Here is a 26996-nt window from a genome sequence, read left to right on the forward strand (position 1 = left end):
GGAAGCCGAGGCTTAGCGCTCGACCTCGCCCTTGATGAACTTCTCGACGTTCTCAAGGGCCTCGTCGTCGAAGTACTGCACCGGCGGGGACTTCATGAAGTACGAGGACGCGGAGAGGATCGGGCCGCCGATGCCGCGGTCCTTGGCGATCTTCGCGGCACGCACGGCGTCGATGATGACACCCGCGGAGTTCGGGGAGTCCCACACCTCAAGCTTGTACTCAAGGTTCAGCGGAACGTCACCGAAGGCGCGGCCCTCAAGGCGCACGTACGCCCACTTGCGGTCGTCCAGCCAGGCCACGTAGTCCGAGGGGCCGATGTGGACGTTGTTCTCGCCCAGCTCGCGGTCGCGGATCTGCGAGGTGACGGCCTGCGTCTTCGAGATCTTCTTGGACTCCAGGCGCTCACGCTCAAGCATGTTCTTGAAGTCCATGTTGCCGCCGACGTTCAGCTGCATGGTGCGCTCCAGGCGGACACCGCGGTCCTCGAAGAGCTTCGCCATCACGCGGTGCGTGATGGTGGCGCCGACCTGGGACTTGATGTCGTCGCCGACGATCGGGACGCCCGCCTCGGTGAACTTGTCAGCCCACTCCTTGGTGCCGGCGATGAAGACCGGAAGGGCGTTGACGAACGCGACCTTGGCGTCGATGGCGCACTGCGCGTAGAACTTCGCAGCGACCTCGGAGCCGACGGGCAGGTAGCAGACGAGAACGTCGACCTGCTTGTCCTTGAGGATCTGGACCACGTCGACCGGGGCCTCGGCGGACTCCTCGATGGTCTGGCGGTAGTACTTGCCCAGACCGTCGTGGGTGTGACCACGCTGGACCGTGACGCCCTTGTTCGGGACGTCGCAGATCTTGATGGTGTTGTTCTCGCTGGCGCCGATGGCGTCCGCGAGGTCGAGGCCGACCTTCTTGGCGTCCACGTCGAACGCGGCCACGAACTCCACGTCCTTGACGTGGTAGTCGCCGAACTGGACGTGCATCAGACCCGGCACCTTGCCGGCCGGGTCGGCGTCCTTGTAGTACTCGACGCCCTGCACCAGCGAGGCGGCGCAGTTTCCTACGCCGACGATGGCTACGCGAACCGAACCCATTCCGGTTGCTCCCTGTGTGTTCTCGACGAAGTCCTGCGGACGCAGGGCCTTCAGTTGGCGGTGTCCTCGGACGGATCCGGCCGGGTGCTGTCCCGATGCCGGGGCAGGCCGCCCGTCTCTCCTGATGTGTGGTCCTGCTGAGCGGAGCCGGTGGCGGGGCCGGATCGCTGATCCCGTCCCGCCCGCTCGCTCTCGATGAGCTCGTTCAGCCAGCGCACTTCGCGCTCCACGGACTCCATGCCGTGACGCTGCAGCTCAAGCGTGTAGTCGTCCAGGCGCTCGCGCGTACGTGCCAGGGAGGCGCGCATCTTTTCGAGGCGCTCCTCCAGCCGGCTGCGACGACCTTCCAGCACGCGCATCCGCACCTCGCGCTCCGTCTGCCCGAAAAAGGCGAAACGTGCCGCGAAGTGCTCGTCCTCCCAGGTGTCGGGACCGGTGTGGGAGAGCAGTTCTTCGAAATGCTCCTTCCCTTCGGCCGTCAACCGGTAGACGATCTTGGCCCGGCGCCCTGCGAGTGAAGCAGCGAGAGCGTCCTCGGGAGCGCTGCCCGGTTCCTCGATCAACCAGCCGCTCGCGACCAGCGTCTTGAGGCAGGGGTAGAGGGTCCCGTAACTGAAGGCCCGGAAGATCCCCAGTGAGGTGTTGAGCCGCTTGCGCAGCTCGTACCCGTGCATCGGGGCCTCGCGAAGCAGACCGAGTACGGCGAATTCGAGGATGCCGGAGCGCCTGCTCAACCTTCGCCTCCTCTGCTGCCGCGGACCTTTATGCCGTGCTGATGTATCGACTCGATACATCCTGACGATAGAACGGTGTCGCCTCTGCGACAAGAGGGGCCATGGTGAACGGCGTCACATCGTCAATTCGTAGGAAGCAAGTTGCCTGATTTGGGGTGAACTTCGGCCCCTGGCTGGTTTTGACCGTGCGTAGTCTGTGCGGCATGCAGACCACCGGGAGCCGAGTGACGTCAGGGGGCGTCGGCGCGTACCGCGCCATCGGTATACCGGGTGCACGGCGGACGGGCTCGTCGCAGGGCTGGTCCGTCTGTCGGGGGGACCGGAACTCACCAGTCGCTTTCAGGCGCTCTCGCCTGCCCGAGGAGTAGTCGTTCGATGAGCGAGCACCGTCGCAAACCGCCGGAGTCGCAAGGTGGCGGCCGGGCCGCCGCCCGACGGGCTGCCCAGCAGCCCTCCGGCCGCCGCGCGGCCCCCGCCCGGGAGTCCGTCACGGATTCCCCCTCCGGCTCGTACGGAGAGCAGCGGTCGGCCGGTGGGCGCGCCGAGGCGCGACGGGCCGCCCAGCGGGGCGGACGCAGACGAGCGGCCGAGCCCGGCGGCGGCGGTCCGGCGGGTCCGGGCGGGCGCCGCGGTGGTACGGGCCCCGGCAACCGGCGGCCCGGCAAGAAGCGCTTCATCGACTACCCGCGCTTCAACAAGCGCGGGTGGCGGCGCTGGATGCCTTCCTGGAAGCTCGTCAGCGGGCTGTGTCTGGGCTTCCTCGGCACACTGGTGGTCGTGATCGGCGTCGCCTACTGGATGGTGAGCGTCCCGAACGTGGCCCAGGCGGCCCAGGCCGAGAACAACGTCTACTACTGGTCCGACGGATCCCAGATGGTCGCGACCGGCGGCGAGATCAACCGCCAGATCATCGCGTACGAGAAGATCCCGGCGGCCATGCGGTACGCGGTGATCTCGGCGGAGAACAAGACCTTCGAGACCGACTCCGGCGTCGACCCCCAGGGCATCGCGCGCGCCCTGGTGAACATGGCCAAGGGCGGCCACACGCAGGGTGGCTCCACGATCACCCAGCAGTACGTGAAGAACGCCCGGCTCGACGACCAGTCGCAGACGATGACCCGTAAGTTCAAAGAGCTCTTCATCTCCATCAAGGTCGGCGCGACCAAGAAGAAGAGCGAGATCATGGCGGGCTATCTGAACACCGCCTACTACGGGCGCGGCGCCTACGGTCTGCAGGCCGCGGCCCGCACGTACTACAGCAAGGACGCCAAGGACCTCGACCCCAGCCAGTGCGCCTTCCTCGCCTCGCTGCTCAAGGGCGCCACCTACTTCGACCCGGCCGGCGCCACCGAGACCGACCCGGCGGCCACGCCGCAGCAGAACACCAAGAACGCCATGAGCCGGTGGGCCTGGATCCTCGACGAGGAAGTGAAGGACGGCCACCTCGGCGCGGCGGACCGGGCCAAGTACAAGACCTTCCCGATGCCGGACAAGCCCAAGAAGAACGCGCAGCTCAGCGGGCAGATCGGCTATCTGGTCAGCCTGTCCAAGGCGTACTTCGTGAACAACAACACCCAGGGCATCAGCTCCGGTGACCTGGACCAGGGCGGCTACGAGATCCACACGACCTTCGACAAGAAGAAGGTCCAGGCGCTCGAAGACGTGGTGAAGAAGGTCCGCAAGAAGAACATCGATCCGAAGAAGCGTCCGGAGCACGACACGTTCGTCCAGTTCGGCGCGGCGTCGGTGGACACCAAGAGCGGCGCCATCAAGGCGCTGTACGGCGGCGAGGACGCGACCAAGCACTTCACCAACAACGCCGACCAGACCGGTGCCCAGGTCGGCTCGACCTTCAAGCCGTTCGTGCTGGCCGCCGCCATGGAGTACGGAAAGCGCGACCCGAAGGGCCCCAAGGACCAGGGCGAAACGGATCGGACCCCGGTCTCCCCGAAGAGCATCTACAGCGGCATGAACAAGCTGAAGATCAAGAACTACGACGGGAGCGTGTGGACCAACGAGAAGGGCGAGCAGTGGCTGCAGACCAACGACGGCAATGAGTCGTACAACAAGCCCAGCTACGCCATCGACCTGCGGTACGCGATGCAGGAGTCGGCGAACACGCCCTATGTCCAGCTCGGCATGGACGTCGGCACGGACAAGGTGAGGGACGTCGCCCTCGCCACGGGGCTGCGCAAGGACAGCCTGGCCTCGTCGAGCGTGCCGTCGTTCTCCATCGGCACCTCCTCCCCCAGCGCGATCCGCATGGCCGGCGCGTACTCCACCTTCGCCACCAGCGGGATGCACCACGATCCGTACTCGGTCGAGAAGGTCAACAAGCGCGGCCGGGTCGTCTACCAGCACGACGACAAGGCGACCCGCGCCTTCTCGGCCGCGATCGCGGACAACGTGACGGACGTCCTGAAGAACGTCGTGGAGAAGGGCACCGGCACCAACGCCCAGCTCAGCGGCCGTGATGTGGCGGGCAAGACCGGTACCACCGACGGCAACCGCTCCGCCTGGTTCGTCGGCTACACGCCGCAGCTGTCGACCGCGGTGAGCATGTACCGCCTCGACGACAACGAGACGAACAAGAAGCGCGAGTTCCTGAAGATGTTCGGGACCGGCGGCCAGGAGAAGATCCACGGTGCGTCGTTCCCGTCGACCATCTGGCACGACTACATGGAGCAGGCGCTGAACGGCGTGCCGGCCGTCGACTTCCCGACGCCCGAGGCGATCGGCGACAAGGTGTACGGCGGCGGCATGTCGCCCAGCCCGAGCCCTTCCCCGTCGCCCTCGGACTCCCCGTCGCCCTCCGGAACCCCCTCGCCCAGCCCGTCGCTGACGCCGTCGCCGTCCCCGAAGCCCAGCAAGACCTGTGGCAAGTGGGACTGGAACTGCGGCGGACCCGGCGGGCCCGGTGGCCCCGGCGGTAGCGACGCGGGCACCGACCAGGGCACCACCGTCGGGGACACCAGTGGCCCTTCCGGCAGCCCGTCGCCCAGTAAGTCCAAACCGGGCAGCGGCCCCCAAGGGAATATCTTCGGAGGCCCTAACGGCTAGCGGGCCCGGCGCGCGCGGCTGAATGTCAGGGGCGGTGTTTCACGTGAAACCAGGCATGGTGTTTCACGTGAAACATCGCCCCTCGGCATTTCCACAGAGGTGTACGGCAGGATGTGCGGCATGACGAGCGAGACCAGTGCCCGCGCGTACGAGAACAGGCGTGCGGAGCCCGCCGAACCCGTCGTACGGCCCACGGAGCAGGACGAGGTCGCCACGGCCGGCAGCGAGCTGCTGGGCGGTCCGATGGGCCGCTGGGCCTGGGGGGCGGGCCACTGGCTCACCCCTGTCCGGGTGATCGCCCTCGTCGCGATCGGCATGTTCGCCCTCGGTATGGCGCAGAAGGCCCCCTGCTACGAATGGGCCTGGTTCCGGGGCGTGAACTCCCAGTACACCCACGCCTGCTACTCCGACATCCCGCATCTGTACGTGGGGCGGGGCTTCGCCGACGATCTCGTGCCGTACTTCGACCGGCTGAGCGGCGACATGGACTACCTCGAATATCCCGTCCTGACGGGACTGTTCATGGAGGTGGCCTCCTGGCTGACGCCCAGCGGCGGCAGCATGCAGCACCGCGAGCAGATGTACTGGATGGTCAACGCGGGGATGCTGATGGCCTGCACGGCCGTCATCGCCGTCTGTGTCGCGCGGACACACCGCCGCCGCCCCTGGGACGCCCTGCTGGTCGCCCTGGCGCCCGCCTTCGCGCTCACCGCGACGATCAACTGGGACCTCTTCGCCATCGCCCTGACGGCCGCCGCCATGCTCATGTGGTCCCGCAGCCGCCCGCTCGCCTTCGGCATCCTCGTCGGGCTCGCGACGGCCGCCAAGCTCTATCCCGCCCTGCTCCTCGGGCCGCTGCTGTTCCTGTGCTGGCGGGCCGGGAAGTGGCGGGAGTACGGGGTGGCCTTGTTCGGCGCGGCGGGCTCCTGGCTGGCGGTGAACGTGCCGGTGATGCTGCTCGCGCCCGAAGGCTGGAAGAAGTTCTACACGTTCAGCCAGGAGCGGTCCGTCGACTTCGGCTCGTTCTGGCTGATCATCTCGCAGCGCACCGGCAAGTCCCTGGACGTCGGCACGGTGAACAACCTGGCGACCCTGCTGATGGTGCTGCTGTGCGCGGGCGTCGCGGCGCTGACGCTCACCGCACCGCGCCGGCCGCGCTTCGCGCAGCTCGCCTTCCTGGTCGTCGCCGCGTTCATCCTGACCAACAAGGTCTACTCGCCGCAGTACGTGCTGTGGCTGATCCCGCTGGCCGCGCTGGCCCGGCCGCGCTGGCGGGACTTCCTGATCTGGCAGGCCGGGGAGGTCGTCTACTTCCTCGGGATCTGGATGTACCTCGCGTACACGATGAGCGGCGAGAAGCACCAGGGACTGCCGCCGGAGGGCTACCAACTGGCCATCGCCGCCCATCTGCTGGCGACGCTCTACCTGTGCGCGGTGATCGTGCGGGACATCATGATGCCCGAGCGGGACGTCGTACGGCGCGACGGCTCGGACGACCCGTCCGGTGGCGTTCTCGACGGGGCCGAGGACGTCTTCGTCCTGGGGCAGGCGGCGCATCCGCCCCGGCACGCGGCTCCCCTGGTGGAGGGCCCCCGGGTGGAGTGGGGCACACGGCAGCCGGGCACCTAGCCCGGGCGGCCGGGAAGCGACGCGAAGGGGCCCCCGCCACCGGCGGGGGCCCTTCGTCATGTCCGGCGGCGACGCGTCGTCTAGCGGTCGACCAGGCGGTCGAACTGCGTCGTGGTGTGCCGCAGATGGGCCACCAGCTCATCGCCCACGCGCGGCTCCTGGGAGTCCGACGGGACGAAGAGGATCGACACCTGCATGTGCGGCGGCTCGGCGAACCAGCGCTGCTTGCCGTCCCAGACGAACGGCGACAGATTGCGGTTGACGGTCGCCAGACCGGCCCGCGCGACGCCCTTGGCGCGAGGCATCACACCGTGCAGCGCCTTGGGAGCCTCAAGCCCGACGCCGTGCGAGGTACCGCCGGCGACCACGACCAGCCAGCCGTCGGAGGCGGCCTTCTGCTGGCGGTAGCCGAAACGATCCCCCTTCGCGACCCGGGTGACGTCCAGGACGGCGCCCCGGTACTCGGTGGCATCGTGGTCGCCGAGCCACAGCCGCGTACCGATGCGGGCGCGGAAGCGGGTCTGCGGGAACTGCTGCTGCAGCCGCGCCTGCTCCTCGGCCCGCAGATGGCTGACGAACATGGTGTGCAGCGGCAGCCGGGCCGCGCGCAACCGGTCCATCCAGCCGATGACCTCCTCGACCGCGTCCGAGCCGTCGGTGCGGTCGAGCGGGAGGTGCAGGGCGAAGCCCTCCAGGCGCACGTCGTCGATGGCGGAGTGGAGCATGCCGAGCTCCTCCTCCTTGATGCCGTGGCGCTTCATCGAGCTCATGCACTCGATGACGACGCGCGCGCCCACCAGGGCGTGCACCCCGTCCACGGACGACACGGAGCGGATGACGCGGTCCGGCAGCGGCACCGGCTCCTCGCTCCGGCGGAACGGCGTGAGCACCAGCAGGTCGCCGCCGAACCAGTCCTTGATGCGGGCCGCCTCGTAGGTGGTGCCGACCGCCAGGACGTCCGAGCCGAAGCGGTTCACCTCCTCGGCCAGCCGCTCGTGGCCGAAGCCGTAGCCGTTGCCCTTGCAGACCGGGACGATGCCCGGGAACTGGTCGACCACGGACTTCTGGTGCGCCCGCCAGCGCGCGGTGTCGACGTACAGGGAGAGCGCCATGGCCGGATCCGGAACCTTTCTGGTGGCTGCGGTGTATCAGAGGTATGAGAGACGAGATTACGCAACCATCAGCGCCGCGACATGTAGATGTCGAGGGCCTTGTGCAGCAGCTTGTTCAGCGGGAAGTCCCACTCACCGACGTACTCGACGGCCTCGCCGCCGGTGCCCACCTTGAACTGGATGAGACCGAAGAGGTGGTCGGTCTCGTCGAGCGAGTCGGAGATGCCGCGCAGGTCGTAGACGGTCGCGCCCATGGCGTACGCGTCACGCAGCATCCGCCACTGCATCGCGTTCGAGGGCCGGACCTCACGGCCGATGTTGTCGGAGGCGCCGTAGGAGTACCAGACGTGCCCACCGACGACGAGCATCGTCGCCGCCGACAGGTTCACGCCGTTGTGGCGCGCGAAGTAGAGCCGCATCCGGTTGGGGTCCTCGTTGTTGAGGACCGTCCACATGCGCTGGAAGTACGAGAGCGGGCGCGGCCGGAAGTGGTCGCGGACAGCGGTGATCTCGTACAGCCGCTGCCACTCGGCCAGGTCCTCGTAGCCGCCCTGGACGACCTCGACACCGGCCTTCTCGGCCTTCTTGATGTTGCGGCGCCACAGCTGGTTGAAGCCCTTGAGGACGTCGTCGAGCGAGCGGTTGGCGAGCGGCACCTGGAAGACATAGCGCGGCTGCACATCGCCGAAGCCCGCGCCGCCGTCCTCGCCCTGCTGCCAGCCCATCTTGCGCAGCCGGTCGGCGACTTCGAAGGCGCGCGGCTCGATGTGGGTGGCCTCGACGTCCCGCAGACGCTTGACGTCCGGGTCCTGGATGCCGGACTTGATGGCGGCCGAGTCCCAGCGCCGGATGACGACCGGCGGGCCCATCTTCACCGAGAAGGCGCCCTGGTGCTTCAGGTGCGCCAGCATCGGCTGCAGCCACTCGTCGAGGTTCGGGGCGTACCAGTTGATGACCGGGCCCTCGGGCATGTACGCGAGGTACCGCTTGATCTTCGGCAGCTGGCGGTAGAGCACCAGACCGGCGCCGACCATCTGGCCGTTCTTGTCGAACCACCCGAGATTCTCCGAGCGCCACTCGGTCTTCACATCAGCCCACGCCGGGACCTGGCAGTGGCTCGCCGCGGGCAGGCTCTGGATATACGCCAGATGCTGCTCACGGCTGATGGTCCTCAGGGTCAGGCTCATGCGGGGCGCTCCTCGGCAGGTGTGTCCCCATGGGTACAGGGGCTCCGGCTCTCGCGCCGAAGCCTACTGCGCCCGGGGAGCGCCCCGGATGGCTGTACGGACCCTGGGCTGGTGCGGGGTGCTCTCAGCCGCCGACCACACCGCCGAAGAGGCCGCCGTGCGCCATGCCAAGGAAGAAGCCCACCGCTGAGGCGCCGAGCCCGAGGATCAGCAGGAACCGCTCGCGGGTGGTCTCCGAGATGAACTGCCCGTACGCACCGGTGAGGATCCCGATGAGGCCTGCCCAGGAGCTGACCAGGTGCAGGCTGTGGAAGAACGCGGTGCTGAACGCCAGCGCTCCCAGCACGACGGTCACCGCCATGAAGGCGTCCTGGAGGGGATGAGGCTTGCCGTCGGTGGCGAAGAGGGAGACGACGGACGAGTTCGATCGCACTGCCTGTGCCATGAGGCACCTCCTGGCGGTAGCGGAGCGCGGCGAAGGGTAGCGCCGCGCACACCCGATGTGTACAGATTGCGGCCCCTGACCGCCGGATTTCAACCGGAAGCGGGTGTGCAGGTAGTCTGTACGGTCTGCACCGGTGTCTGCCCTGGCCAGGACGCGGTCCCTCTCCCTCGGAGCGGGATTGTCAGTGGCGGCGGATACCGTTGCTTACGCATCACGACCCTCCTGCCACGGAACGACCGTGGCCGCTGAGTCCAAAGGAGGTGGGTTCCACATGCGTCACTACGAGGTGATGGTCATCCTCGACCCCGATCTGGAGGAGCGCGCTGTCTCTCCCCTGATCGAGAACTTCCTCTCCGTCGTCCGCGAGGGCAACGGAAAGGTTGAGAAGGTCGACACCTGGGGCCGTCGTCGTCTCTCCTACGAGATCAAGAAGAAGCCCGAGGGCATCTACACGGTCATCGACCTGCAGGCCGAGCCTGCGGTCGTCAAGGAGCTCGACCGTCAGATGAACCTGAACGAGTCGGTCCTCCGGACGAAGGTCCTCCGCCCCGAGACCCACTGAGCTTCCGCTCAGAGGCAATCGGGTTCCGAGTAGCAACACAGCAGCCAGCAGCAATCCCCGCCGAGAGGTTCATCCATGGCAGGCGAGACCGTCATCACGGTCGTCGGCAATCTCGTCGACGACCCCGAGCTGCGCTTCACCCCCTCGGGTGCGGCCGTCGCGAAGTTCCGTGTCGCGTCGACTCCCCGCACCTTCGACCGTCAGACCAATGAGTGGAAGGACGGCGAAGGCCTGTTCCTGACCTGCTCGGTCTGGCGTCAGGCGGCGGAGAACGTCGCCGAGTCGCTCCAGCGAGGCATGCGCGTCGTCGTGCAGGGCCGGCTGAAGCAGCGGTCCTACGAGGACCGCGAGGGCGTCAAGCGCACGGTCTACGAGCTGGACGTCGAGGAAGTCGGCCCCAGTCTCAAGAACGCCACGGCCAAGGTCACCAAGACCACCGGCCGAGGCGGCCAGGGTGGTTACGGCGGCGGTGGCCAGCAGCAGGGCGGCGGCAACTGGGGCGGAGCCCCCAGCGGTGGTTCCCAGGGTGGCGGCGCTCCCGCCGACGACCCCTGGGCCTCCGGCGCGCCGGCCGGCGGCGGCCAGCAGCAGGGTGCCGGCGGTGGCAGCTGGGGCGGAAGCTCTGGCAGCTCCGGCGGCTCCGGCGGCGGCTACTCGGACGAGCCGCCCTTCTAGGGCAGCCCGTACCCCCACTTCTTGATCACACAGGAGAAACACCATGGCGAAGCCGCCTGTGCGCAAGCCTAAGAAGAAGGTCTGCGCTTTCTGCAAGGACAAGACCGCTTACGTGGACTACAAGGACACGAACATGCTGCGGAAGTTCATTTCCGACCGCGGCAAGATCCGTGCCCGCCGCGTGACCGGCAACTGCACGCAGCACCAGCGTGACGTCGCCACGGCCGTCAAGAACAGCCGTGAGATGGCGCTGCTGCCCTACACGTCCACCGCGCGATAAGGGAAGGGTGACCGAAAAATGAAGATCATCCTCACCCACGAGGTCTCTGGCCTCGGCACTGCCGGCGACGTCGTTGACGTCAAGGACGGCTACGCTCGCAACTACCTGGTCCCGCGTGGTTTCGCGATCCGCTGGACCAAGGGTGGCGAGAAGGACGTGGCGCAGATCCGCCGCGCCCGCAAGATCCACGAGATCGCCACCATCGAGCAGGCCAACGAGATCAAGGCCCGCCTCGAAGGCGTGAAGGTGCGTCTGGCCGTTCGCTCCGGCGACGCCGGCCGTCTCTTCGGCTCCGTCACCCAGGCCGATGTCGCTGCGGCGATCAAGGCTGCCGGTGGCCCGGACGTGGACAAGCGTCGCGTCGAGCTCGGCTCGCCGATCAAGACCCTGGGCGCGCACCAGGTGTCCGTGCGTCTGCACGCCGAGGTTGTCGCGAAGGTTGGCGTCGAGGTCGTCGCCGCCTAAGCGCAGCGCTCAGCAGAGCATAAGAAGGGCCGCACCCTCCGGGGTGCGGCCCTTCGCCGTGTGCGGCGCGTGTGATGTTTCACGTGAAACGCCGCGCTTCGGGTGCCGCGTTTCACGTGAAACATGGGTCAATCAACTGGTCCTCAACCAGCGCTCAACAGTCCTCGGGGGGCCTCGACGCTCCCCAAGTGGTCCTCAGCGCGTGGCGCCCGTCACCAGCCAGCGTCCCGAGCGGGCGCGGGCCCACAGCGTCACCATCCGGACGGTCATCATCAGGGTCATCGCCCACCACAGCGTCGTGAGCCCGCCGCCGAGTACCGGGACCAGGAGCGCCACCGGAGCGAAGCAGGCGAGGGTCAGCAACATCGCCCGGGCCAGATAGGGGCCGTCGCCCGCACCCATCAGCACCCCGTCGAGGACGAAGACGATGCCGGAGATCGGCTGGGAGACGGCGACCACGAGGAGAGCGGGCAGCAGGGTGTCCTGGACCGTGTGGTCGCCGGTGAAGAGCGGGATGAACAGCGGCCGGGCGACGGCCACCAGCAGGCCGAGAGCCACTCCGGCGGCGATGCCCCACTCCACCATGCGCCGGCACGCCTGGCGGGCGCCCTCGGTGTCCCCGGCCCCCAGATAGCGGCCGATGATGGCCTGCCCGGCGATGGCGATCGCGTCGAGGGCGAAGGCCAGCAGGCTCCACAGGGACAGGATGATCTGGTGGGCGGCGATGTCGGTGTCACCGAGACGGGCGGCCACGGCGGTGGCGATCATCAGGACGGCCCGCAGCGAGAGCGTACGGACCAGCAGTGGGACCCCCGCCTGGGCGCTGGCGCGGATGCCTGCCGCGTCGGGGCGCAGCGAGGCGCCGTGCCGCCGGGCTCCTCGTACGACGACCGAGAGGTAGACGGCCGCCATCGCGAACTGGGCGATCACGGTGCCCCAGGCGGAGCCCGCGATGCCGAGGTCCGCCCCGTAGACGAGCCCGACGTTCAGCGCCGCGTTCAGCGTGAAGCCGCCGATGGCCACGTAGAGCGGCGTCCTCGTGTCCTGGAGGCCGCGCAGGATGCCGGTGGCCGCGAGGACCATGAGCATGGCGGGGATGCCGAGCGCGGAGATACGCAGATAGGTGACGGCGTAGGGGGCGGCGGTGTCCGAGGCGCCGAAGAGATCGATGAACCAGGGGGCCGCGGGCAGGACGACGGCTATGACGGCCGCGCCGAGCAGCAGGGCGAGCCAGACGCCGTCCATGCCCTGGCGGATGGCGGCCTGCAGGTCTCCGGCGCCGACGCGGCGTGCGACGGCGGCCGTGGTGGCGTAGGCGAGGAAGACGAAGACGCTCACGGCGGTGGTGAGGAGTGCCGCGGCGATGCCCAGACCGGCCAGTTGCGGGGTGCCGAGGTGGCCGACGATCGCGCTGTCGGCCATGACGAAGAGCGGCTCGGCGACGAGTGCGCCGAAGGCGGGCACGGCGAGGGAGACGATCTCGCGGTCGTGTCGGCGCCGGATGTTCTTCGGTGCCACTGGGGCCTGTGTCATGAACTCAATCTAATCTTCCACAGGTAAGAGATGCAATGCATTAGTGGTCCTTACCTTGGAACCGGAGTGCGGTTCGGCTGTGCGCCGTTTGTCGTGATCTTGGGCCAGCCGGGAAAGTTTTTCTCCCCCACAGCCGGTGGATGGAAAAGCCGCAGGTCAAGTGGGTGTTGGTGGGATGGCTATGACTTTGTCCACAGTGCTGTCCCCCGGTCCGTGCACAGGTTCTGCGGGGTTCTCCACAGCATCTGGTCCGTCGTCCACATGGCCTGTGGATAACCAGATTGGCGGACGGTGCCGACGGGCCTAACGTGGACCGGCGCCCGACGCGCCGGAACCGGAGTCGGGCATCTCGTTTTGTCAGTGTCGTGCCGTAGAAAGAGTGGCACGGCTAGGTCCGCGGAGCGGACGGGAGGAGGTGGCCCGGTGAGCATTCCCGAGCCCTTGGACGACCCCTGGGCCGACAGCGGTCCGGGTGACCGTCTGCCCGTCTCCCGCCCCCGCCGCGCCGACGGACGGGGCCGTGGCCGCGACGACCAGCACGACCGGGGCAGCGAGAGCGAGTCCTGGGACGGCGGCGGCTCGTCCGGCTTCGAGCGGGTCCCCCCGCAGGACATCGACGCCGAGCAGTCCGTTCTGGGCGGCATGCTGCTCTCCAAGGACGCCATCGCGGACGTCGTGGAGATCATCAAGGGCCATGACTTCTACCGGCCGGCGCACGAGACCGTGTACACGGCGATCCTCGACCTGTACGCGAAGGGCGAGCCGGCCGACCCGATCACCGTCGCGGCCGAGCTGGTCAAGCGGGGCGAGATCACCCGCGTCGGCGGCGCCTCGTATCTGCACACCCTGGTCCAGTCGGTGCCGACCGCGGCCAACGCCTCGTACTACGCGGAGATCGTCCACGAGCGGGCGGTGCTCCGCCGTCTCGTCGAGGCGGGCACCAAGATCACGCAGATGGGATACGCGGCGGACGGCGATGTCGACGAGATCGTCAACTCCGCCCAGGCCGAGATCTACGCGGTCACCGAGCAGCGCACCAGCGAGGACTATCTGCCGCTCGGCGACATCATGGAGGGCGCGCTCGACGAGATCGAGGCGATCGGCTCCCGCAGCGGCGAGATGACCGGTGTGCCGACCGGCTTCACCGACTTCGACTCGCTCACCAACGGTCTCCACCCGGGCCAGATGATCGTCATCGCGGCCCGTCCCGCCATGGGTAAGTCCACGCTGGCGCTGGACTTCGCCCGGGCCTGCTCGATCAAGCACAACCTGCCCAGCGTGATCTTCTCCCTCGAAATGGGCCGTAACGAGATCGCGATGCGTCTCCTGTCGGCCGAGGCCCGGGTCGCGCTGCACCACATGCGTTCCGGCACCATGACCGACGAGGACTGGACCCGGCTCGCCCGCCGGATGCCGGACGTCTCCCAGGCCCCGCTGTACATCGACGACTCCCCGAACCTGTCGATGATGGAGATCCGCGCCAAGTGCCGTCGGCTCAAGCAGCGCAACGACCTCAAGCTCGTCGTCATCGACTATCTGCAGCTGATGCAGTCCGGTGGGTCCAAGCGCGCCGAGAGCCGCCAGCAGGAGGTCTCGGACATGTCGCGAAACCTCAAGCTGCTCGCCAAGGAACTGGAGCTTCCGGTCATCGCGCTGTCGCAGCTGAACCGTGGCCCCGAGCAGCGTACGGACAAGAAGCCGATGGTCTCCGACCTGCGTGAGTCCGGCTCCATCGAGCAGGACGCGGACATGGTCATCCTGCTGCACCGCGAGGACGCGTACGAGAAGGAGTCGCCGCGCGCGGGCGAGGCGGACCTGATCGTGGCCAAGCACCGTAACGGTCCGACGGCCACGATCACGGTGGCCTTCCAGGGTCACTACTCGCGTTTCGTGGACATGGCACAGACCTGACCGGGCCCTGACACGCGCGAGCCGATACGCACGGGCTGATGCGCACGGGCCCGAACCGGGCGGCCCGTGCCGACTCGTGCGTGTCGGACGAAAAACCGGTCGACGGCCGCGTGACCCGGGGATAGACCTGGGGCCATGACCTCATCCCCGCATGCGCCGATCACCCCGCCGACGACCACGGCCCCCCTTGACCTTCTGCCCAGTACAGAGCGCGCTCTGATCCACCGCCTCGCCGTCGCCCAGTCCGAGGGGCGGCTCCCTTCGCTGGTCGCCGGCGTGGTGCGCGAGGGCCGGATCGTCTGGACGGGCTCGCGCACCTCGGTCGAGGGCCACGGGCCGGACGCCGACGTCCAGTACCGCATCGGTTCGATCACCAAGACCTTCACCGCTGTCCTGGTCACGCGGCTGCGGGACGAGGGGCTACTGGACCTCGAAGACCCGCTGGACAAGCACCTGCCCAACACCGGGGTCGGTGAGGTGACCATCGCCCAACTCCTCAGCCACAGCGCAGGGTTGGCGGCCGAGACGCCCGCGCCCTGGTGGGAGCGGAGCTCGGCGGCGCTGCGCCCGGAGCTCGCGGACGTGCTGGGCGAGAACCCGTTTTTGCACCCGGTCGGCAGGCTGCACCACTACTCCAACCCGGGCTACACGCTGCTCGGTTCGCTGGTCGAGGCGGTACGGGGAGTGCCCTGGGAGGAGGCGCTGCAGAGCGAGATCCTCGATCCGCTGGGGCTGAACAGGACGAGCACGCAGCCGGTGGCCCCGCATGCGGGCGGCTGGGCCGTGCACCCCTGGGCCGACGCCCTGCTCCCCGAGCCGTCCGAGGACCTGGGGATCATGGCCCCCGCGGGCCAGTTGTGGTCGACGGCAGCGGACCTCTGCCGCTTCGCGGTTTTCCTCGCCGAGGGAGACGACCGTGTGCTGAGCGCCGCGTCCGTACGGGAGATGCGGGCGCCGTCTGCTCCGCCCGAGGCGGGGGACTGGCAGGGCGGTTACGGACTGGGCGTACAGCTGAGCCGCCAGGACGACCACCGCACCCTCGCCGGGCACACCGGCTCGCTGCCCGGGTTCGTCGCAGGGCTGTGGATCAGCGTGGAGGACGGCATCGGGGCGGTAGCGCTCGCCAACTCCACCTCGGGGACGGCCCCGGCGGTCGCCGCCGATCTCGTCCGGATCGTCGTCGAGGCCGAGCCGAAGCTCCCTGAGCCGTGGCGGCCCCTCTCCGAGGTCGACCCGTCTCTGCTGGAGCTCACCGGCCCCTGGTACTGGGGGACTTATGCCTACGGCCTGCGACTGAATGCCGATGGCACGGTGGCGCTGGAGCCGCTGCGCGGAACCGGCCGCGCGGCGAGGTTCGAGGCTCGGGCCGATGGCAGCTGGATCGGTCTCAACGGCTACTACAAGGGCGAGATCCTGCGGGCGGTGCGCCGCCCGGACGGCTCGGTGAGCCATCTCGACCTCGGGTCGTTCGCCTTCACCCGGGAGCCGTACGGGCCGGACGATGCCGTCCCGGGAGGCGTCGACCCCGAGGGCTGGCGCGGGGTCTGATGTTTCACGTGAAACGTGCCCCACGTGCCCCCGGGGCGCTCAGCGAGTTCCGGTCCCGGAGGCTCAGAGGGCTTTCTTGAAGCCCAGGTGGGACGCGTCGAAGCCCAGTCGCTCATAGAAGCGGTGGGCATCGATCCGGGTGGCGTCCGACGTCAGCTGGACCAACTGGCAGCCCAGGCGCCCGGATTCCTCGACGGCCCACTCGACGAGCCGGGTGCCGAGGCCGCTGCCGCGCTCATCGGCGTGGATGCGTACGCCTTCGATGATCGAGCGGGTGGCGCCGCGCCGGGACAGCCCGGGGATGACGGTCAGCTGGAGTGTGCCGACGACCTGGTCGTCGCGGACGGCGACGACCAGGTGCTGGTTGGGGTCCTTGGCCAGCCGGTCGAAGGCGGCGAGGTACGGGGCGAGGTCGTTCGGCGACTCCCGCTGGGCGCCCAGCGGGTCATCGGCGAGCATCGCCACGATCGCCGGGATGTCCTGGGGTGCCGCCGGCCTTATCTCAAGATCGCTCATGGACCGGAGACTACGCGGGGACGCGGAGTTCCTCGACGGCCCTGACCAGCGGGGCGAGTTCCGGATTCAGCGCGGCCTCGTCGAGCGCCTCGCGCAGTGCGCGGTCATTGGTCGGCCGGGCCTCGGAGAGCAGCTCCTGGCCGGACTCGGTGACGTCCGTGTAGATCCCGCGCCGGTCGGTGTCGCAGAGGTACCGGGTGAGCAGGCCGCGGTCCTCCAGGCGGGTCACCAGCCGGGTGGTGGCGGACTGGCTGAGGACGACCGCGTCCGCGACCTGCTTCATCTGCAGATGGCCGCCCGGGCCGCTGTGCTGGCGGCTGAGGACGTCCAGGAGCGAGTACTCGCGCACGCTCAGCTCGTGCCCCGACTGCAGGGCCCGCTCGATATGGGCCTCGATCCTTCCGTGCAGCAGGGAGAGGGCGCACCAGCCCTGGGAGAGGGCGGTGAGTGCGGGGTCCGTCGCGGTCATGCGTCTGTCCTCCGTCCGGAGCGGCTTGAGACCAGGATAGGTCACGAGCGCAATAGCCCGCGTTTGCAATTAACCCGCGCCTGCAATTATTGTGGACGCCCGTAAGGCGCTCGTGCAATCTCCTGGAAGGGTGAACATCCCATGCCACTCGCGCTCCTAGCCCTGGCCATCGGGGCGTTCGGTATCGGCACCACCGAATTCGTGATCATGGGCCTGCTGCCGGAGGTGGCCGACACCTTCGACGTGACCATCCCCATGGCCGGCTACCTGGTGACCGGATACGCGCTCGGCGTGGTGCTCGGCGCCCCGCTGATGACCGTCCTGGGCACCAGAATCTCCCGCAAGCGCATGCTGATGCTGCTGATGGGCTTCTTCATCGTCGGCAACGTGCTCTCCGCCGTCGCCCCCGTCTTCGGGCTGATGCTGGCCGGGCGGATCGTCGCCTCCCTGGCGCACGGCGCGTTCTTCGGCATCGGCTCGGTCGTCGCGGCCGATCTGGTCGCCCCGGAGAAGAAGGCCGGGGCCATCGCGATGATGTTCACCGGTCTGACCGTCGCCAATGTCATCGGCGTCCCGCTGGGCACGCTGGTCGGCCAGCAGATCGGCTGGCGTACGACGTTCTTCATCGTGGCCGCACTCGGTGTGGTCGGGCTCCTCGGCGTCGCCAAGCTCGTCCCCGACCTGCCCAGGGCCGAGGGTGTCCGGCTGCGCCACGAGATCGCCGCGTTCCGCAACGTCCAGGTGCTGCTCGCCATGGCGATGACCGTGTTGGGCTTCGGCGGCGTCTTCGCCGCGATCACCTACATCACGCCGATGATGACCCACGTCACCGGCTACGCGGACGGCTCCGTCACGTGGCTGCTCGTCCTCTTCGGCCTCGGCATGGTCGCCGGGAACCTGATCGGCGGGCGGTTCGCCGACCGGGCTCTGATGGCGATGCTCTACGTATCGCTGAGCGGCCTCGCCGTCGTGCTGGCCCTGTTCACCCTCACCGCCCACGACAAGACCGCTTCGGCCGTCACCGTCTTCCTGATCGGCGCGCTCGGCTTCGCGACCGTACCGCCGCTGCAGAAGCGGGTCCTCGATCAGGCCGCGGGCGCCCCCACCCTCGCCTCCGCCATGAACATCGGCGCCTTCAACCTCGGGAACGCGCTCTCCGCCTGGCTCGGCGGGCTCGTGATCGCCGCCGGACTCGGGTACACCGCCCCGAACTGGGTCGGCGCCACGCTCGCCGCCTCGGCCGTCGTCCTCGCCGTCGTCTCCAGCGCGCTGGAACGGCGTACGCGGACGGACAGCCGGATCGTCACGGGCGCCGCCCCCGAGCCGGTCCGCGCCACCGCGGCGCACCACTGACCGACCCGCAGCACCCGGTCACCCCTGACCAACCGCTCTACCGCACCAAGGAGTCACCCCTCATGAGCACCACCACCGCAGTCGCCCCGCTCACCATCCAGGACGCCGAGGCCCTCGTGGAGGCGGCCCGCGCAGCCGCCGAGGAGGCCGGGGCCACGGTCGCCGTCACTGTGCTCGACGCGGGCGGCCATCTGCTGGCCTTCCGCCGCGACGACCGCGCCGTACTGATCGCGGGCGAGACCAGCACCCGCAAGGCGTACACCGCGCTCCAACTCGGCACCGCGACCGCCGACCTCGTCGATGCGGTCCAGCCCGGTGGGCTCTTCCACACCCTGCCGACCGCGCTCGACCGGCCGCTGCTCTTCATCGCGGGCGGCGTCCCTGTCCACCGCGACGGACGGCTGATCGGGGCGATCGGTGTGGGCGGCGGATCCCCCGAGCAGGACCACGGCTTCGCCACGGAGTCCGTTCAGCGGCTCGTCTGAGCCCGCTGTCGAGCCCGCCGCCGGGTCGCGGCCGGCAGCCTGTGTTCAGCCCGCGGCGACTGTCAGCGGAGCGAAGCGACGGGTCCAGTCACCGGGCAGTCCGGGGATGTTGCGGGTCATCACCGCGTTGAAGGCGATCGGTTCCAGACCGTTCGCCTTCAGCCAGTTGAGCAACTCTTCGTGGCGTACGTCGACGTCGGTGCGCAGCGGGCGGTCCGTGCCCGCGGCGAGCGAGGCGACCAGGGCCTTGGCGGTCTCGGTGTCACGCGCCACCAGCGGACCCACGACATGGGTCTCCATGTTCGGCCAGGCCGCCGCATAGCCGATGATGCCCCCCGAGTCCTCGGCGACTCGCAACTGGTCGGCGAAGGCGGGCAGCCGGGTGATCACATGAGTGCGGTCGCGGCCGAAGACATCGGCGTCCAGCCGCAGGATGGCGGGCAGGTCCTCGGCGGTCGCCGGGCGGGTCGCCACGGTGGGGGACGGGCCCGAGGGGCGGAAGTGGCCACGGACCATCTCGGCGCGGCCGGTGGTCTCGAAGCCCAGCTGTTCGTAGAGCGGCTGCCCGTACGGTGTGGCGTGCAGCGTGATCGGCCGGTCGCCCAGCTCCGCCAGAACGTGCCGCATCAACCGCCGCCCCACGCCCAGCCGTGCGTGCTTCTCGGCCACCAGGACCATTCCGATGGCGGCGAGATCCGCGTACGAGGTGACCACGCAGGCGCTGACCAGCCCTTTGCCGTCCGGGTCGTCGATGCCGTAGCCCCTTCCCGCTGTGAGCAGCAGGCCCCACTTGTGCTCCTCGCGCGGCCAGCCGCGGTTCTCGGAGAGGTCGGCGCAGGAAACGAGGTCGTCAATGGTCAGGCGGCGGATCGGAAGCTCGTCGAGCGGTGAGGGCATGGGGATCAGGCTGTCCGATGGACCCGCACTTCGTCCACCGTTTTGCGCATACAGGGCGTTGCTTTCGGCCACGCTCTGTCAGCCTTCGCCCGGATGTTTCACGTGAAACATGGAGCGAAGGCGTTGTTTCACGTGAAACATGGAGGCCCTGAGCGACCCCGGCGCCCGGCTGGGGTGCCCGGTGCACGGGTGTGACCAGGGGTACTAGCCTCTGGACACATGGCGAGACTTCATCTCTTCGACCTCGACGGGACCCTCATGCGGGGATCCGCCGCGCCGGTCGAGATATCCCGGCAGCTAGGGCTGCTGGAGGAAATCGGCGAGCTGGAGAGGGAGCTGTCCGGCGGTCTGATCGGGCCGCCCGAGTACGCGGTCCGGGTCCACGAGCTCTGGTCGGGGCTGACGCAGGCGCATGTGACGGCGGCTTTCGTCTCTGCGCCATGGCTCGCCGGGATCCAGGAGGTGTGGCGGGAGATCCGGGAGGGCGGTGACTACTGCGCCGTGATCTCGCTCTCGCCGTCGTTCTTCGTCGAGCGGCTGCTGGAGTGGGGAGCCGATGCCGCGCACGGCTCCGTCTTCCCCGAGGTGCCCTTCACCCGGCCCGTCGACCCGGCCGGGATCCTGAGCGCCGCCGCGAAGGTGACACTCGCCGAGCGGCTGCGCGCCGAGTTCGGGGTGAGCCGGGCGGACTGTGTCGCGTACGGGGACTCGATGTCGGACGTGGAACTCTTCGCCGCGGTGCCCCTGTCGGTCGCGGTGAACGCCGACCACCACCTCGCCGGAAGGGCCACGCACATCTACTCCGGGGGCGACCTCCGTGAGGCCTACGCGCTGGCACAGGTCACACGAGCCTAACGGGAATGTCGGTTCGGATACCCGGGATTCCTGCTATTTGTCCCCGCAGCCGCACTGAAGCTGACATGCTCCGGTACGGGAGGGACGGGACTCCCGGACGTCGGTAACTGCGGCCAGAGGTTCGAGGCGAGACAAGGGATGAACGCTCCGACCAACACGTCGACCGACGCTGTGCTGATACGCCGCACACTCGCGGAGATCGCACCTTTAGCGGACAAGGTCACGTCGTATTTCTACGCATTGCTCTTCATAGGCGATCCGGAGCTGCGCACGCTCTTTCCGGCAGCGATGGACGCCCAGCGGGACCGGTTGCTCAAGGCGTTGCTCACGGCCGCCGAGCATCTGGAGAACACCGCCACACTCACTGAATATCTTCGCCAGCTGGGCCGGGGCCACCGTAAGTACGGCACCCGGCCCGAGCATTATCCGGCCGTCGGAGAGGCGCTGATCGGGGCACTGGTCCGGTACGCCGCGAAGACCTGGGACGAGGCGACCCAGGCCGCCTGGGTCCGGGCGTACACGACGATGTCGCAGATCATGATCGACGCGGCCGACGAGGACGAGCTGCGCCGGCCCGCCTGGTGGTACGCCGAGGTCGTCTCGCACGATCTGAGGACCCCGGACATCGCGGTGGTCACCCTCCGCCCGGACCAGCCGTACCCCTTTCTGGCCGGGCAGTACGCGACGCTGGAGACGCCCTGGTGGCCGCGGATCTGGCGGCACTACTCGCTGGCCTCCGCGCCCCGCACCGACGGACTGCTGTCGCTGCACGTCAAGGCGGTGCCGGCCGGCTGGGTCTCCGGCGCGCTGGTCCACCGCGCCCGCCCCGGGGACACCCTGCGCCTGGGGCCGCCCGCCGGGTCGATGGTGGTCGACCACACCACCGACAACGGCCTGCTCTGTCTGGGCGGCGGCACCGGCATAGCGCCCATCAAGGCGCTGGTCGAGGACGTCGCCCGGTACGGCGAGCGGCGGCCCGTCGAGGTCTTCTACGGCGCCCGCAGCAACCACGACCTCTACGACATCGACACCCTGCTGCGGATGCAGCAGGCGCACTCGTGGCTGTCGGTGCGGCCGGTGATCTCGGAGGGTCCGGGCCGGGGGCTCGGCGGACGGCTCCCGGAGGCGGTGCGCGAGTACGGGCCGTGGAACTCGTACGACGCCTATGTGTCCGGGCCGCCGGGAATGATCCGCAGCGGCGTGACCACCCTGCGGGACATCGGGATCCCCTCCGACCGCATCCGCCACGACTCCGTCGAGGAGCTCGTCGCGGCGAACGACTGAGGCGCGGCGCAGCACCGAGGACCGCGCGCCCGGCGGGGGATCAGCCCAGGTCGGGCGCGTGCATCGCGCGGACTCCCTCGATGTTGCCGTCGAGGTAGTGCCGCAGCGACAGCGGTACGAGGTGGACGGAGGCGATACCGACGCGGGTGAACGGGATCCGTACGATCTCGTACTCGCCGCACGGGTCGTCCACTTCGGGGCCGTGCCGCAGGGACTCGTCCATGGAGTCGAGCCGGCAGACGAAGAAGTGCTGCACCTTCACGCCGGTCGCCCCGCCGTCGGCGCCGATGTGCTCGACGGTGTCGACGAAGCAGGGCACCACATCGGTGATCTTCGCGCCGAGCTCCTCGTGCACCTCGCGGTGCAGGGCCTCGACGACGGTGGAGTCCTCCGGCTCGACGCCGCCGCCGGGGGTGAGCCAGTAGGGATCCATGCCGGGCTTGGTGCGCTTGATCAGGATCAGGTCGTCGCCGTCCAGCAGGACGGCTCGTGCGGTGCGCTTGACCACGGGTCGGACGGTCATGGGAGAAATGTGGCCCGTGGCGGCGCCCGCGAAACTCTCTCAGCTCCAGTCGACCGCGGCACGCAGCAGCCACTCCTGCGCCCGAGCGATGTGCGGCAGGGCGAGCGTGCCGGTGCGCACCGCCAGGAAGTAGGTCCGCAGCGGGGGCACCGGAGGGTCGAGCAGGGCCACCAGCTCGCCGCGCTCCAGCGCCCCCTCGCACAGATAGCGCGGCAGTACGGCCAGGCCGGCACCCGCCGTCACCGTCTCCAGGACCGCCCGCAGGTCGGGTGCGATCACCGTGCCCGCGGCGGCCGGCTTGGTGTCGAAGACCGCGGCCCAGTAGCGCGAGACGAACGGGAGCGACTCGTGCACCTCCACCACCGGAATGTGCTCCAGTACGCCGGGGCCTCCGCGCCGCAGCGCCCCCGGCGCGACCCGCGAGGCCCAGCGCACCCCGGCGACCAGCACATGCTCCTCGTCGCAGAGCGGGGTCGCGCTGAGCAGCCGGCCGCGGGGCCGGGCGGTGGCGATGGCCAGGTCGTGGTGGCCCGCGGCCAGGCCCTCCAGGGTCTCCTCGGCGTTGCCGAAGGAGGCCCGCAGCGCGAGCCCCTGCGGGACGAGGGAGGTCAGTGCGGGCAGGGCGCGCAGCGAGGTGAACTCCGGTGGCCCGGCGAGGTGGAGGGTGCGTACACCCGACTCCTCGTACGAGCCGGACTCCGCGATCTCGACCAGCGCGTCCAGGTGCGGGGCGGCCCGCTGGGCCAGTTCGTCCCCGACGGTCGTCGGTGTCACCCCGCGCGCCTGGCGCAGGAACAGCGGGCGCCCCAACTGCCGCTCCAGGGTGCGGATCTGGCTGGTCACGGCGGGCTGCGAGAGGCCGAGCAGGGCGGCGGCCCGGGTGAAGGAACCCGCGCGATGGACCGTGACGAACGTGCGCAGCAGGGCGAGGTCCATGGCTGCCCTCCCGTCCCGAACTGCCTCACAACGTCCCCGGCCGGACACAACTATAAATATGTCGATAGGTCTCTGTCGCTACTGTGATTGGACACTGACACAGAGTCAACTAGCCTTGGTGACACGGTTCTTCGCGCGTGGAACCGGGGCGGTCCGAGCCATGAGGGGGGAGGCTCGGACCGCCCGTCTCATGCCCCGGCGGCCGCGGCCTCGTCCAGCGCCCGCCGTACGTCGGCGACGAGATCCGCGGTGTCCTCGGCCCCGGCGGAGAAGCGGATGAAGCCCTCCGAGACCTTGTCGCCGCCCCAGCGGCCACGCCGCTCGGCAGTGGAGCGCACCCCGCCGAAGCTCGTGGCGTCGTCCACCAGCCGCAGCGCCGCCAGGAACCGCTCCGCGTAAGCGCGGTCGGGCAGGTCGAAGGAGACGACACAGCCGAAGCGGCGCATCTGCGCGGCCGCCTGCCGGTGCGCGGGGTCGGACGGCAGCCCGGGATGGCGCACCCCGCTCACCTCGGGGCGCTCGGACAGCGCCTCCGCGACGGCCAGCGCGTTCGCCGACTGCCGGTCCGCGCGCAGCTGGAGCGTGGCCAGCGACCGGTGCGCCAGCCAGGCCTCCATCGGCCCGGGAATCGCCCCGACGACCTTGCGCCATGTGCGTACGCGCGCGGCGAGCCCAGGGTCCCGGCAGACCACATAGCCGAGCAGCAGATCGCCGTGGCCGGTGAGGCCCTTGGTGCCGCTCGCCACCGCGAAGTCCGCGCCGAGCTCCAGCGGGCGCTGGCCGAGCGGGGTCGCCAGCGTGTTGTCGACCGCGACCAGCGCGCCCGTGTCGTGGGCGGCCGCCGCCAGCCGCCGGATGTCGCAGACGTCCAGGCCCGGGTTGGAGGGCGTCTCGATCCACAGCAGAGCCGCGCCGTCCAGGACGTCCAGTTGGGCGTCGCCCGCGGTCGGCGCGGTGCGCACCTCGACTCCGTAGGCGGCGAGCTGCTCGCGCACCAGGGGCAGCGCCTGGTAGCCGTCGTCCGGCAGGACCACGGCGTCGCCCACGCGCGCGTGGGAGAGCAGGACCGCCGAGATCGCGGCCATGCCGGAGGCGAACACGACCGCCTCGGCGGGCGCGTCCGGGGACTCCAGCTCGGCGAGGGCGCGCTCCAGATGGGTCCAGGTCGGATTGGTGTCCCGGCCGTAGGTGTAGGGGCCCACGGCCTCGCCCGGGAGGTGGAAGTGCGCGGCGAACACCGGCCCCGGCAGCGAGGGTTCGTACGCCACCGGGTCCGGGAGCCCGGCCCGCACCGCTCTGGTGCCGTCACCCGGCGCCCGGGGAGGGTTCACACCGGAGGTCATCCGCGCTCCCCTCAGTCCTTGTCGTCGGGCAGGACGACGTTCAGCGCCCAGGACACGATCGAGATGATCAGGCCGCCGAGCAGTGCGGTCCAGAAGCCCTCGACATGGAAGTTGAGGTCGAGCTTCCCGGCCAGCCACGAGGTGAGCAGCAGCATCAGGGCGTTGATCACAAAGGTGATCAGGCCGAGCGTGAGGATGAACAGCGGGAACGAGAGGAGCTTCACGACCGGCTTGACGATGAAGTTCACCACGCCGAAGAGCAGCGCGACCAGAACCAGCGTCAGGGCCTTCTTGCCGGTGCTGTCACCGGTGAGCGTGATGTCCTGAACCAGCCAGATGGCCACGGCCAGGGCCGCCGCGTTGGCGAGCGTCTTGACTACGAAATTCTTCATGTGTCTGATCGTGGCAGACGTGATCGGTACCAGTGCAGGGGCGGACGGCGATGAAGCAATTCCGGCTTGACGAACTTGAGGCGGAGCGCGCCGCGAACGACGGCGCGTATCTGCAGTTTCTGCGGGAAAGGAACATGTCGGCCGGGCTCTACGCACTGGACGCGGGCGATCACGACCCGCAGAAGCCGCACGCCCAGGACGAGATCTACTTCGTGGTGAGCGGCCGGGCATCCATCACCGTCGGCCTGGAGACCACCGAGGTGGCGCGGGGCAGCGTCGTCTATGTGCCGGCCGGGGTCGCCCACCGGTTCCACCACATCGCCGAGGACCTGCGGGTTCTGGTCGTCTTCTCTCCCCCTGAGAGCTGAGGGCGACCCCCGGGACTCCCTAGGGGTCCGGTCAGGGGAGACCAAGGGCTGCGAGGCCCCCGTTCGGTACCCCCGCGCCCCTAGCATCGAGGGTGTCGAAGGCAGCAGCCCGAGACCTCAGGAGAATCACGAGTACGAAAGAGGTAAGGATGATGGCCGCACGGGAGATATTCACGGGGATGCCCTGGTGGGTGAAGTGGGTTGCCGTGCCCGTCATCGCCCTGGTCGTATTCGGCGGTCTCATCGCCAGTGTGGTCGGCTTCCTGTTCGGACTGCTCTTCAAGGTGCTGATCTTCGTGGCCCTGGTCGGCGGTCTCGTCTACGTCGTGCGGCGGTTCATGTCGGGCTCGTCGTCCTCGCGCGGAGACTGGTAGGCGGCAGCGCGCATTTCGTACGGGCGCGGCCCCGCAAAGGCACAGCGCTCGTACAGAACGCCCCAGGATTAGCCCGGCTGAGGGACGGAGAGGCCAAACCCCTCATGGCGCCGGAGGCGGCCGTTATGGTGAAAACCTCTGCTGCCTCGGGCGGGCCCCCTGTCCGTCAGCACGCCTGGGGGTGACTTTTGGCCACGGCTGCGAACGCCGGTGTCCCTACCCTGATCGGTTCGGTCCAGCGGGCGTTGCGCCTGCTGGAGGCCGTGGGTGCCCATGTGGACGGCGCTCCTGCCAAACAGCTGGCGCGGGAGGCCGGACTGCCGCTCCCCACCGCGTACCACCTGCTGCGCACCCTCACCCACGAGGGCTATCTGCGCCGAGAGAACGGTGTGTTCGTCTTCGGCGAGGCCGCCGAGCGGCTGGCGGACGGCGGGGCGATGCAGAATCGGCGCACCAAGATCAGCCGCTCTCTCGCGGAGTGGCGCGACGCCATCGGGGTCCCCGTCTACTTCGCGGTCTACCGCGAGGGTGAGATCGAGATCGCCGGAGTGGCCGACACGCCGTCGGCCCCGGCCGTCGAGGAGTGGGCCGACTTCCGGGAGACCGGGCACGCGCACGCCATCGGCCAGTGCCTGCTGAGCCAACTCGACGAGAAGGCCCGCGAGGACCATCTGAACCGGCACCCCGTCCGCGCGGTCACCCCCTATTCCGTACGCGACCGCCGGGCCCTCCTGGACCGCCTCGCGGCTACGGAGCGTATGCAACCGGTCGTCGAACGCCAGGAGTACGCACTGGGCACGGTCTGCGCGGCCATCCCGATCGCGGCGGGCTCCGGAGCCGCCACCATGGCCATTTCCCTCCCCCTCCACCAGCAAGAACGCCTGATTCCGGCGATCGAGCAGCTCCGTGGCGAAGTCGGCCGTCTCCTCGGCTCCCTCGCGTTCTCTATCAGTATCTGAAAACTC

General features: G+C 69.2%; 28 protein-coding genes. 15 read left to right on the forward strand and 13 right to left on the reverse strand.

All coding sequences use genetic code 11. The features are described from left to right. Window positions 1–12 precede the first annotated feature (12 nt). Both OG965_RS21410 and OG965_RS21415 read right to left on the reverse strand, forming a co-directional pair. Complete coding sequence (locus OG965_RS21410; RefSeq protein WP_371653700.1) at window positions 13–1095, reverse strand: inositol-3-phosphate synthase; 1083 nt, start codon at window positions 1093–1095, stop codon at window positions 13–15. A 50-nt stretch (window positions 1096–1145) separates the two neighbouring features. Next, window positions 1146–1829 (reverse strand): PadR family transcriptional regulator, encoded by a 684-nt coding sequence (locus tag OG965_RS21415; protein ID WP_188276669.1) that lies wholly within the window; start codon window positions 1827–1829, stop codon window positions 1146–1148. Between the two features lie 375 nt (window positions 1830–2204). Here OG965_RS21415 and OG965_RS21420 point away from each other — a divergent pair, with 375 nt between their 5' ends. Together OG965_RS21420 and OG965_RS21425 are read left to right on the forward strand one after the other, a co-directional pair. Continuing rightward, on the forward strand, window positions 2205–4889 hold the full coding sequence (locus OG965_RS21420; RefSeq protein WP_371653701.1) for a transglycosylase domain-containing protein: 2685 nt from the start codon (window positions 2205–2207) through the stop codon (window positions 4887–4889). 120 nt (window positions 4890–5009) lie between these two features. After that, entirely contained in the window at window positions 5010–6518 is a 1509-nt protein-coding gene (locus tag OG965_RS21425; RefSeq protein ID WP_371653702.1) for a glycosyltransferase family 87 protein, read from the forward strand. Between the two features lie 80 nt (window positions 6519–6598). Here OG965_RS21425 and OG965_RS21430 read toward each other — a convergent pair whose 3' ends face one another. The 3 genes from OG965_RS21430 to OG965_RS21440 all read right to left on the reverse strand — a co-directional run bounded on the left by OG965_RS21430 (window position 6599) and on the right by OG965_RS21440 (window position 9262). Beyond that, a complete protein-coding gene (locus tag OG965_RS21430) occupies window positions 6599–7630 on the reverse strand; it encodes an alanine racemase (RefSeq protein ID WP_371653703.1) in 1032 nt (343 codons plus the stop codon). Between the two features lie 68 nt (window positions 7631–7698). Then, window positions 7699–8817: a lipid II:glycine glycyltransferase FemX gene (locus OG965_RS21435; protein WP_371653704.1), complete on the reverse strand. Its 1119-nt coding sequence runs from the start codon at window positions 8815–8817 to the stop codon at window positions 7699–7701. Between the two features lie 124 nt (window positions 8818–8941). Further along, window positions 8942–9262, reverse strand: a complete 321-nt coding sequence (locus OG965_RS21440) for a hypothetical protein (RefSeq protein WP_371653705.1) — start codon at window positions 9260–9262, stop codon at window positions 8942–8944. A gap of 271 nt (window positions 9263–9533) precedes the next feature. Between OG965_RS21440 and rpsF the strand changes: the two genes are divergently transcribed. The 4 genes from rpsF (at window position 9534) to rplI (ending at window position 11244) form a co-directional block, all read left to right on the forward strand. Then, a complete protein-coding gene (gene rpsF / locus OG965_RS21445; protein ID WP_067162183.1) occupies window positions 9534–9824 on the forward strand; it encodes a 30S ribosomal protein S6 in 291 nt (96 codons plus the stop codon). A 75-nt stretch (window positions 9825–9899) separates the two neighbouring features. Beyond that, a complete protein-coding gene (locus OG965_RS21450) occupies window positions 9900–10499 on the forward strand; it encodes a single-stranded DNA-binding protein (protein WP_371653706.1) in 600 nt (199 codons plus the stop codon). Window positions 10500–10542: 43 nt separating this feature from the next. Beyond that, the gene (rpsR, locus tag OG965_RS21455; protein WP_005315025.1) at window positions 10543–10779 is read left to right on the forward strand and encodes a 30S ribosomal protein S18; all 237 of its coding nucleotides are present in this window, start codon (window positions 10543–10545) and stop codon (window positions 10777–10779) included. 18 nt (window positions 10780–10797) lie between these two features. Next, window positions 10798–11244, forward strand: a complete 447-nt coding sequence (gene rplI, locus OG965_RS21460) for a 50S ribosomal protein L9 (RefSeq protein WP_371653707.1) — start codon at window positions 10798–10800, stop codon at window positions 11242–11244. A gap of 195 nt (window positions 11245–11439) precedes the next feature. Here rplI and OG965_RS21465 read toward each other — a convergent pair whose 3' ends face one another. Next, complete coding sequence (locus tag OG965_RS21465) at window positions 11440–12777, reverse strand: MATE family efflux transporter (RefSeq protein WP_371653708.1); 1338 nt, start codon at window positions 12775–12777, stop codon at window positions 11440–11442. A gap of 423 nt (window positions 12778–13200) precedes the next feature. Between OG965_RS21465 and dnaB the strand changes: the two genes are divergently transcribed. Beyond that, window positions 13201–14688, forward strand: coding sequence for a replicative DNA helicase (dnaB, locus tag OG965_RS21470; protein WP_190092030.1), 1488 nt, complete (start codon window positions 13201–13203; stop codon window positions 14686–14688). Window positions 14689–14823: 135 nt separating this feature from the next. Next, window positions 14824–16236: a serine hydrolase domain-containing protein gene (locus tag OG965_RS21475; RefSeq protein WP_371653709.1), complete on the forward strand. Its 1413-nt coding sequence runs from the start codon at window positions 14824–14826 to the stop codon at window positions 16234–16236. 63 nt (window positions 16237–16299) lie between these two features. Here the strand turns inward: OG965_RS21475 and OG965_RS21480 are convergent, their stop codons facing one another. Beyond that, window positions 16300–16752 carry an N-acetyltransferase family protein gene (locus OG965_RS21480; protein ID WP_371653710.1) on the reverse strand — a complete coding sequence of 151 codons (453 nt, stop codon included), beginning with the start codon at window positions 16750–16752 and terminating at the stop codon, window positions 16300–16302. A 10-nt stretch (window positions 16753–16762) separates the two neighbouring features. Then, complete coding sequence (locus OG965_RS21485) at window positions 16763–17221, reverse strand: MarR family winged helix-turn-helix transcriptional regulator (protein ID WP_371653711.1); 459 nt, start codon at window positions 17219–17221, stop codon at window positions 16763–16765. Between the two features lie 141 nt (window positions 17222–17362). Here OG965_RS21485 and OG965_RS21490 point away from each other — a divergent pair, with 141 nt between their 5' ends. Then, window positions 17363–18574 (forward strand): MFS transporter, encoded by a 1212-nt coding sequence (locus OG965_RS21490; protein WP_371653712.1) that lies wholly within the window; start codon window positions 17363–17365, stop codon window positions 18572–18574. Between the two features lie 62 nt (window positions 18575–18636). Then, window positions 18637–19059, forward strand: coding sequence for a heme-binding protein (locus tag OG965_RS21495; protein WP_371653713.1), 423 nt, complete (start codon window positions 18637–18639; stop codon window positions 19057–19059). 45 nt (window positions 19060–19104) lie between these two features. Here OG965_RS21495 and OG965_RS21500 read toward each other — a convergent pair whose 3' ends face one another. Then, window positions 19105–19956, reverse strand: coding sequence for a GNAT family N-acetyltransferase (locus tag OG965_RS21500; RefSeq protein WP_371653714.1), 852 nt, complete (start codon window positions 19954–19956; stop codon window positions 19105–19107). A 219-nt stretch (window positions 19957–20175) separates the two neighbouring features. Between OG965_RS21500 and OG965_RS21505 the strand changes: the two genes are divergently transcribed. Together OG965_RS21505 and OG965_RS21510 are read left to right on the forward strand one after the other, a co-directional pair. Continuing rightward, the gene (locus OG965_RS21505; RefSeq protein ID WP_371653715.1) at window positions 20176–20811 is read left to right on the forward strand and encodes an HAD family hydrolase; all 636 of its coding nucleotides are present in this window, start codon (window positions 20176–20178) and stop codon (window positions 20809–20811) included. Window positions 20812–20865: 54 nt separating this feature from the next. Next, window positions 20866–22095, forward strand: a complete 1230-nt coding sequence (locus OG965_RS21510) for a globin domain-containing protein (RefSeq protein ID WP_371657013.1) — start codon at window positions 20866–20868, stop codon at window positions 22093–22095. A gap of 40 nt (window positions 22096–22135) precedes the next feature. Here the strand turns inward: OG965_RS21510 and OG965_RS21515 are convergent, their stop codons facing one another. The 4 genes from OG965_RS21515 to OG965_RS21530 form a co-directional block, all read right to left on the reverse strand. Next, the gene (locus tag OG965_RS21515; protein WP_371653716.1) at window positions 22136–22618 is read right to left on the reverse strand and encodes an NUDIX domain-containing protein; all 483 of its coding nucleotides are present in this window, start codon (window positions 22616–22618) and stop codon (window positions 22136–22138) included. Between the two features lie 39 nt (window positions 22619–22657). Then, window positions 22658–23554 carry a LysR family transcriptional regulator gene (locus OG965_RS21520; RefSeq protein ID WP_371653717.1) on the reverse strand — a complete coding sequence of 299 codons (897 nt, stop codon included), beginning with the start codon at window positions 23552–23554 and terminating at the stop codon, window positions 22658–22660. Between the two features lie 188 nt (window positions 23555–23742). Further along, window positions 23743–24897, reverse strand: coding sequence for a cystathionine gamma-lyase (locus OG965_RS21525; protein ID WP_371653718.1), 1155 nt, complete (start codon window positions 24895–24897; stop codon window positions 23743–23745). An 11-nt stretch (window positions 24898–24908) separates the two neighbouring features. Next, window positions 24909–25289 carry a phage holin family protein gene (locus OG965_RS21530; RefSeq protein WP_371653719.1) on the reverse strand — a complete coding sequence of 127 codons (381 nt, stop codon included), beginning with the start codon at window positions 25287–25289 and terminating at the stop codon, window positions 24909–24911. 50 nt (window positions 25290–25339) lie between these two features. Between OG965_RS21530 and OG965_RS21535 the strand changes: the two genes are divergently transcribed. The 3 genes from OG965_RS21535 to OG965_RS21545 all read left to right on the forward strand — a co-directional run bounded on the left by OG965_RS21535 (window position 25340) and on the right by OG965_RS21545 (window position 26990). After that, a complete protein-coding gene (locus OG965_RS21535; protein ID WP_266981715.1) occupies window positions 25340–25657 on the forward strand; it encodes a cupin domain-containing protein in 318 nt (105 codons plus the stop codon). 152 nt (window positions 25658–25809) lie between these two features. Further along, entirely contained in the window at window positions 25810–26031 is a 222-nt protein-coding gene (locus tag OG965_RS21540; protein ID WP_371657014.1) for a DUF5326 family protein, read from the forward strand. Window positions 26032–26219: 188 nt separating this feature from the next. After that, a complete protein-coding gene (locus OG965_RS21545; protein WP_371653720.1) occupies window positions 26220–26990 on the forward strand; it encodes an IclR family transcriptional regulator in 771 nt (256 codons plus the stop codon). The last annotated feature ends 6 nt before the right edge of the window (window positions 26991–26996 follow it).

This window comes from Streptomyces sp. NBC_00224 (genome assembly GCF_041435195.1).
Lineage (GTDB): Bacteria > Actinomycetota > Actinomycetes > Streptomycetales > Streptomycetaceae > Streptomyces.

Excerpts from the sequence above, each read along its gene's own strand:
- OG965_RS21410 (WP_371653700.1), bottom strand. The coding sequence starts at position 1,095 with ATGGGTTCGGTTCGCGTAGCCATCGTCGGCGTAGGAAACTGCGCCGCC.
- OG965_RS21420 (WP_371653701.1), top strand. The coding sequence starts at position 2,205 with ATGAGCGAGCACCGTCGCAAACCGCCGGAGTCGCAAGGTGGCGGCCGG.
- OG965_RS21425 (WP_371653702.1), top strand. The coding sequence starts at position 5,010 with ATGACGAGCGAGACCAGTGCCCGCGCGTACGAGAACAGGCGTGCGGAG.
- OG965_RS21430 (WP_371653703.1), bottom strand. The coding sequence starts at position 7,630 with ATGGCGCTCTCCCTGTACGTCGACACCGCGCGCTGGCGGGCGCACCAG.
- OG965_RS21435 (WP_371653704.1), bottom strand. The coding sequence starts at position 8,817 with ATGAGCCTGACCCTGAGGACCATCAGCCGTGAGCAGCATCTGGCGTAT.
- OG965_RS21440 (WP_371653705.1), bottom strand. The coding sequence starts at position 9,262 with ATGGCACAGGCAGTGCGATCGAACTCGTCCGTCGTCTCCCTCTTCGCC.
- rpsF (WP_067162183.1), top strand. The coding sequence starts at position 9,534 with ATGCGTCACTACGAGGTGATGGTCATCCTCGACCCCGATCTGGAGGAG.
- OG965_RS21450 (WP_371653706.1), top strand. The coding sequence starts at position 9,900 with ATGGCAGGCGAGACCGTCATCACGGTCGTCGGCAATCTCGTCGACGAC.
- rpsR (WP_005315025.1), top strand. The coding sequence starts at position 10,543 with ATGGCGAAGCCGCCTGTGCGCAAGCCTAAGAAGAAGGTCTGCGCTTTC.
- rplI (WP_371653707.1), top strand. The coding sequence starts at position 10,798 with ATGAAGATCATCCTCACCCACGAGGTCTCTGGCCTCGGCACTGCCGGC.
- OG965_RS21465 (WP_371653708.1), bottom strand. The coding sequence starts at position 12,777 with ATGACACAGGCCCCAGTGGCACCGAAGAACATCCGGCGCCGACACGAC.
- OG965_RS21475 (WP_371653709.1), top strand. The coding sequence starts at position 14,824 with ATGACCTCATCCCCGCATGCGCCGATCACCCCGCCGACGACCACGGCC.
- OG965_RS21480 (WP_371653710.1), bottom strand. The coding sequence starts at position 16,752 with ATGAGCGATCTTGAGATAAGGCCGGCGGCACCCCAGGACATCCCGGCG.
- OG965_RS21485 (WP_371653711.1), bottom strand. The coding sequence starts at position 17,221 with ATGACCGCGACGGACCCCGCACTCACCGCCCTCTCCCAGGGCTGGTGC.
- OG965_RS21490 (WP_371653712.1), top strand. The coding sequence starts at position 17,363 with ATGCCACTCGCGCTCCTAGCCCTGGCCATCGGGGCGTTCGGTATCGGC.
- OG965_RS21495 (WP_371653713.1), top strand. The coding sequence starts at position 18,637 with ATGAGCACCACCACCGCAGTCGCCCCGCTCACCATCCAGGACGCCGAG.
- OG965_RS21500 (WP_371653714.1), bottom strand. The coding sequence starts at position 19,956 with ATGCCCTCACCGCTCGACGAGCTTCCGATCCGCCGCCTGACCATTGAC.
- OG965_RS21505 (WP_371653715.1), top strand. The coding sequence starts at position 20,176 with ATGGCGAGACTTCATCTCTTCGACCTCGACGGGACCCTCATGCGGGGA.
- OG965_RS21515 (WP_371653716.1), bottom strand. The coding sequence starts at position 22,618 with ATGACCGTCCGACCCGTGGTCAAGCGCACCGCACGAGCCGTCCTGCTG.
- OG965_RS21520 (WP_371653717.1), bottom strand. The coding sequence starts at position 23,554 with ATGGACCTCGCCCTGCTGCGCACGTTCGTCACGGTCCATCGCGCGGGT.
- OG965_RS21525 (WP_371653718.1), bottom strand. The coding sequence starts at position 24,897 with ATGACCTCCGGTGTGAACCCTCCCCGGGCGCCGGGTGACGGCACCAGA.
- OG965_RS21530 (WP_371653719.1), bottom strand. The coding sequence starts at position 25,289 with ATGAAGAATTTCGTAGTCAAGACGCTCGCCAACGCGGCGGCCCTGGCC.
- OG965_RS21535 (WP_266981715.1), top strand. The coding sequence starts at position 25,340 with ATGAAGCAATTCCGGCTTGACGAACTTGAGGCGGAGCGCGCCGCGAAC.
- OG965_RS21540 (WP_371657014.1), top strand. The coding sequence starts at position 25,810 with ATGGCCGCACGGGAGATATTCACGGGGATGCCCTGGTGGGTGAAGTGG.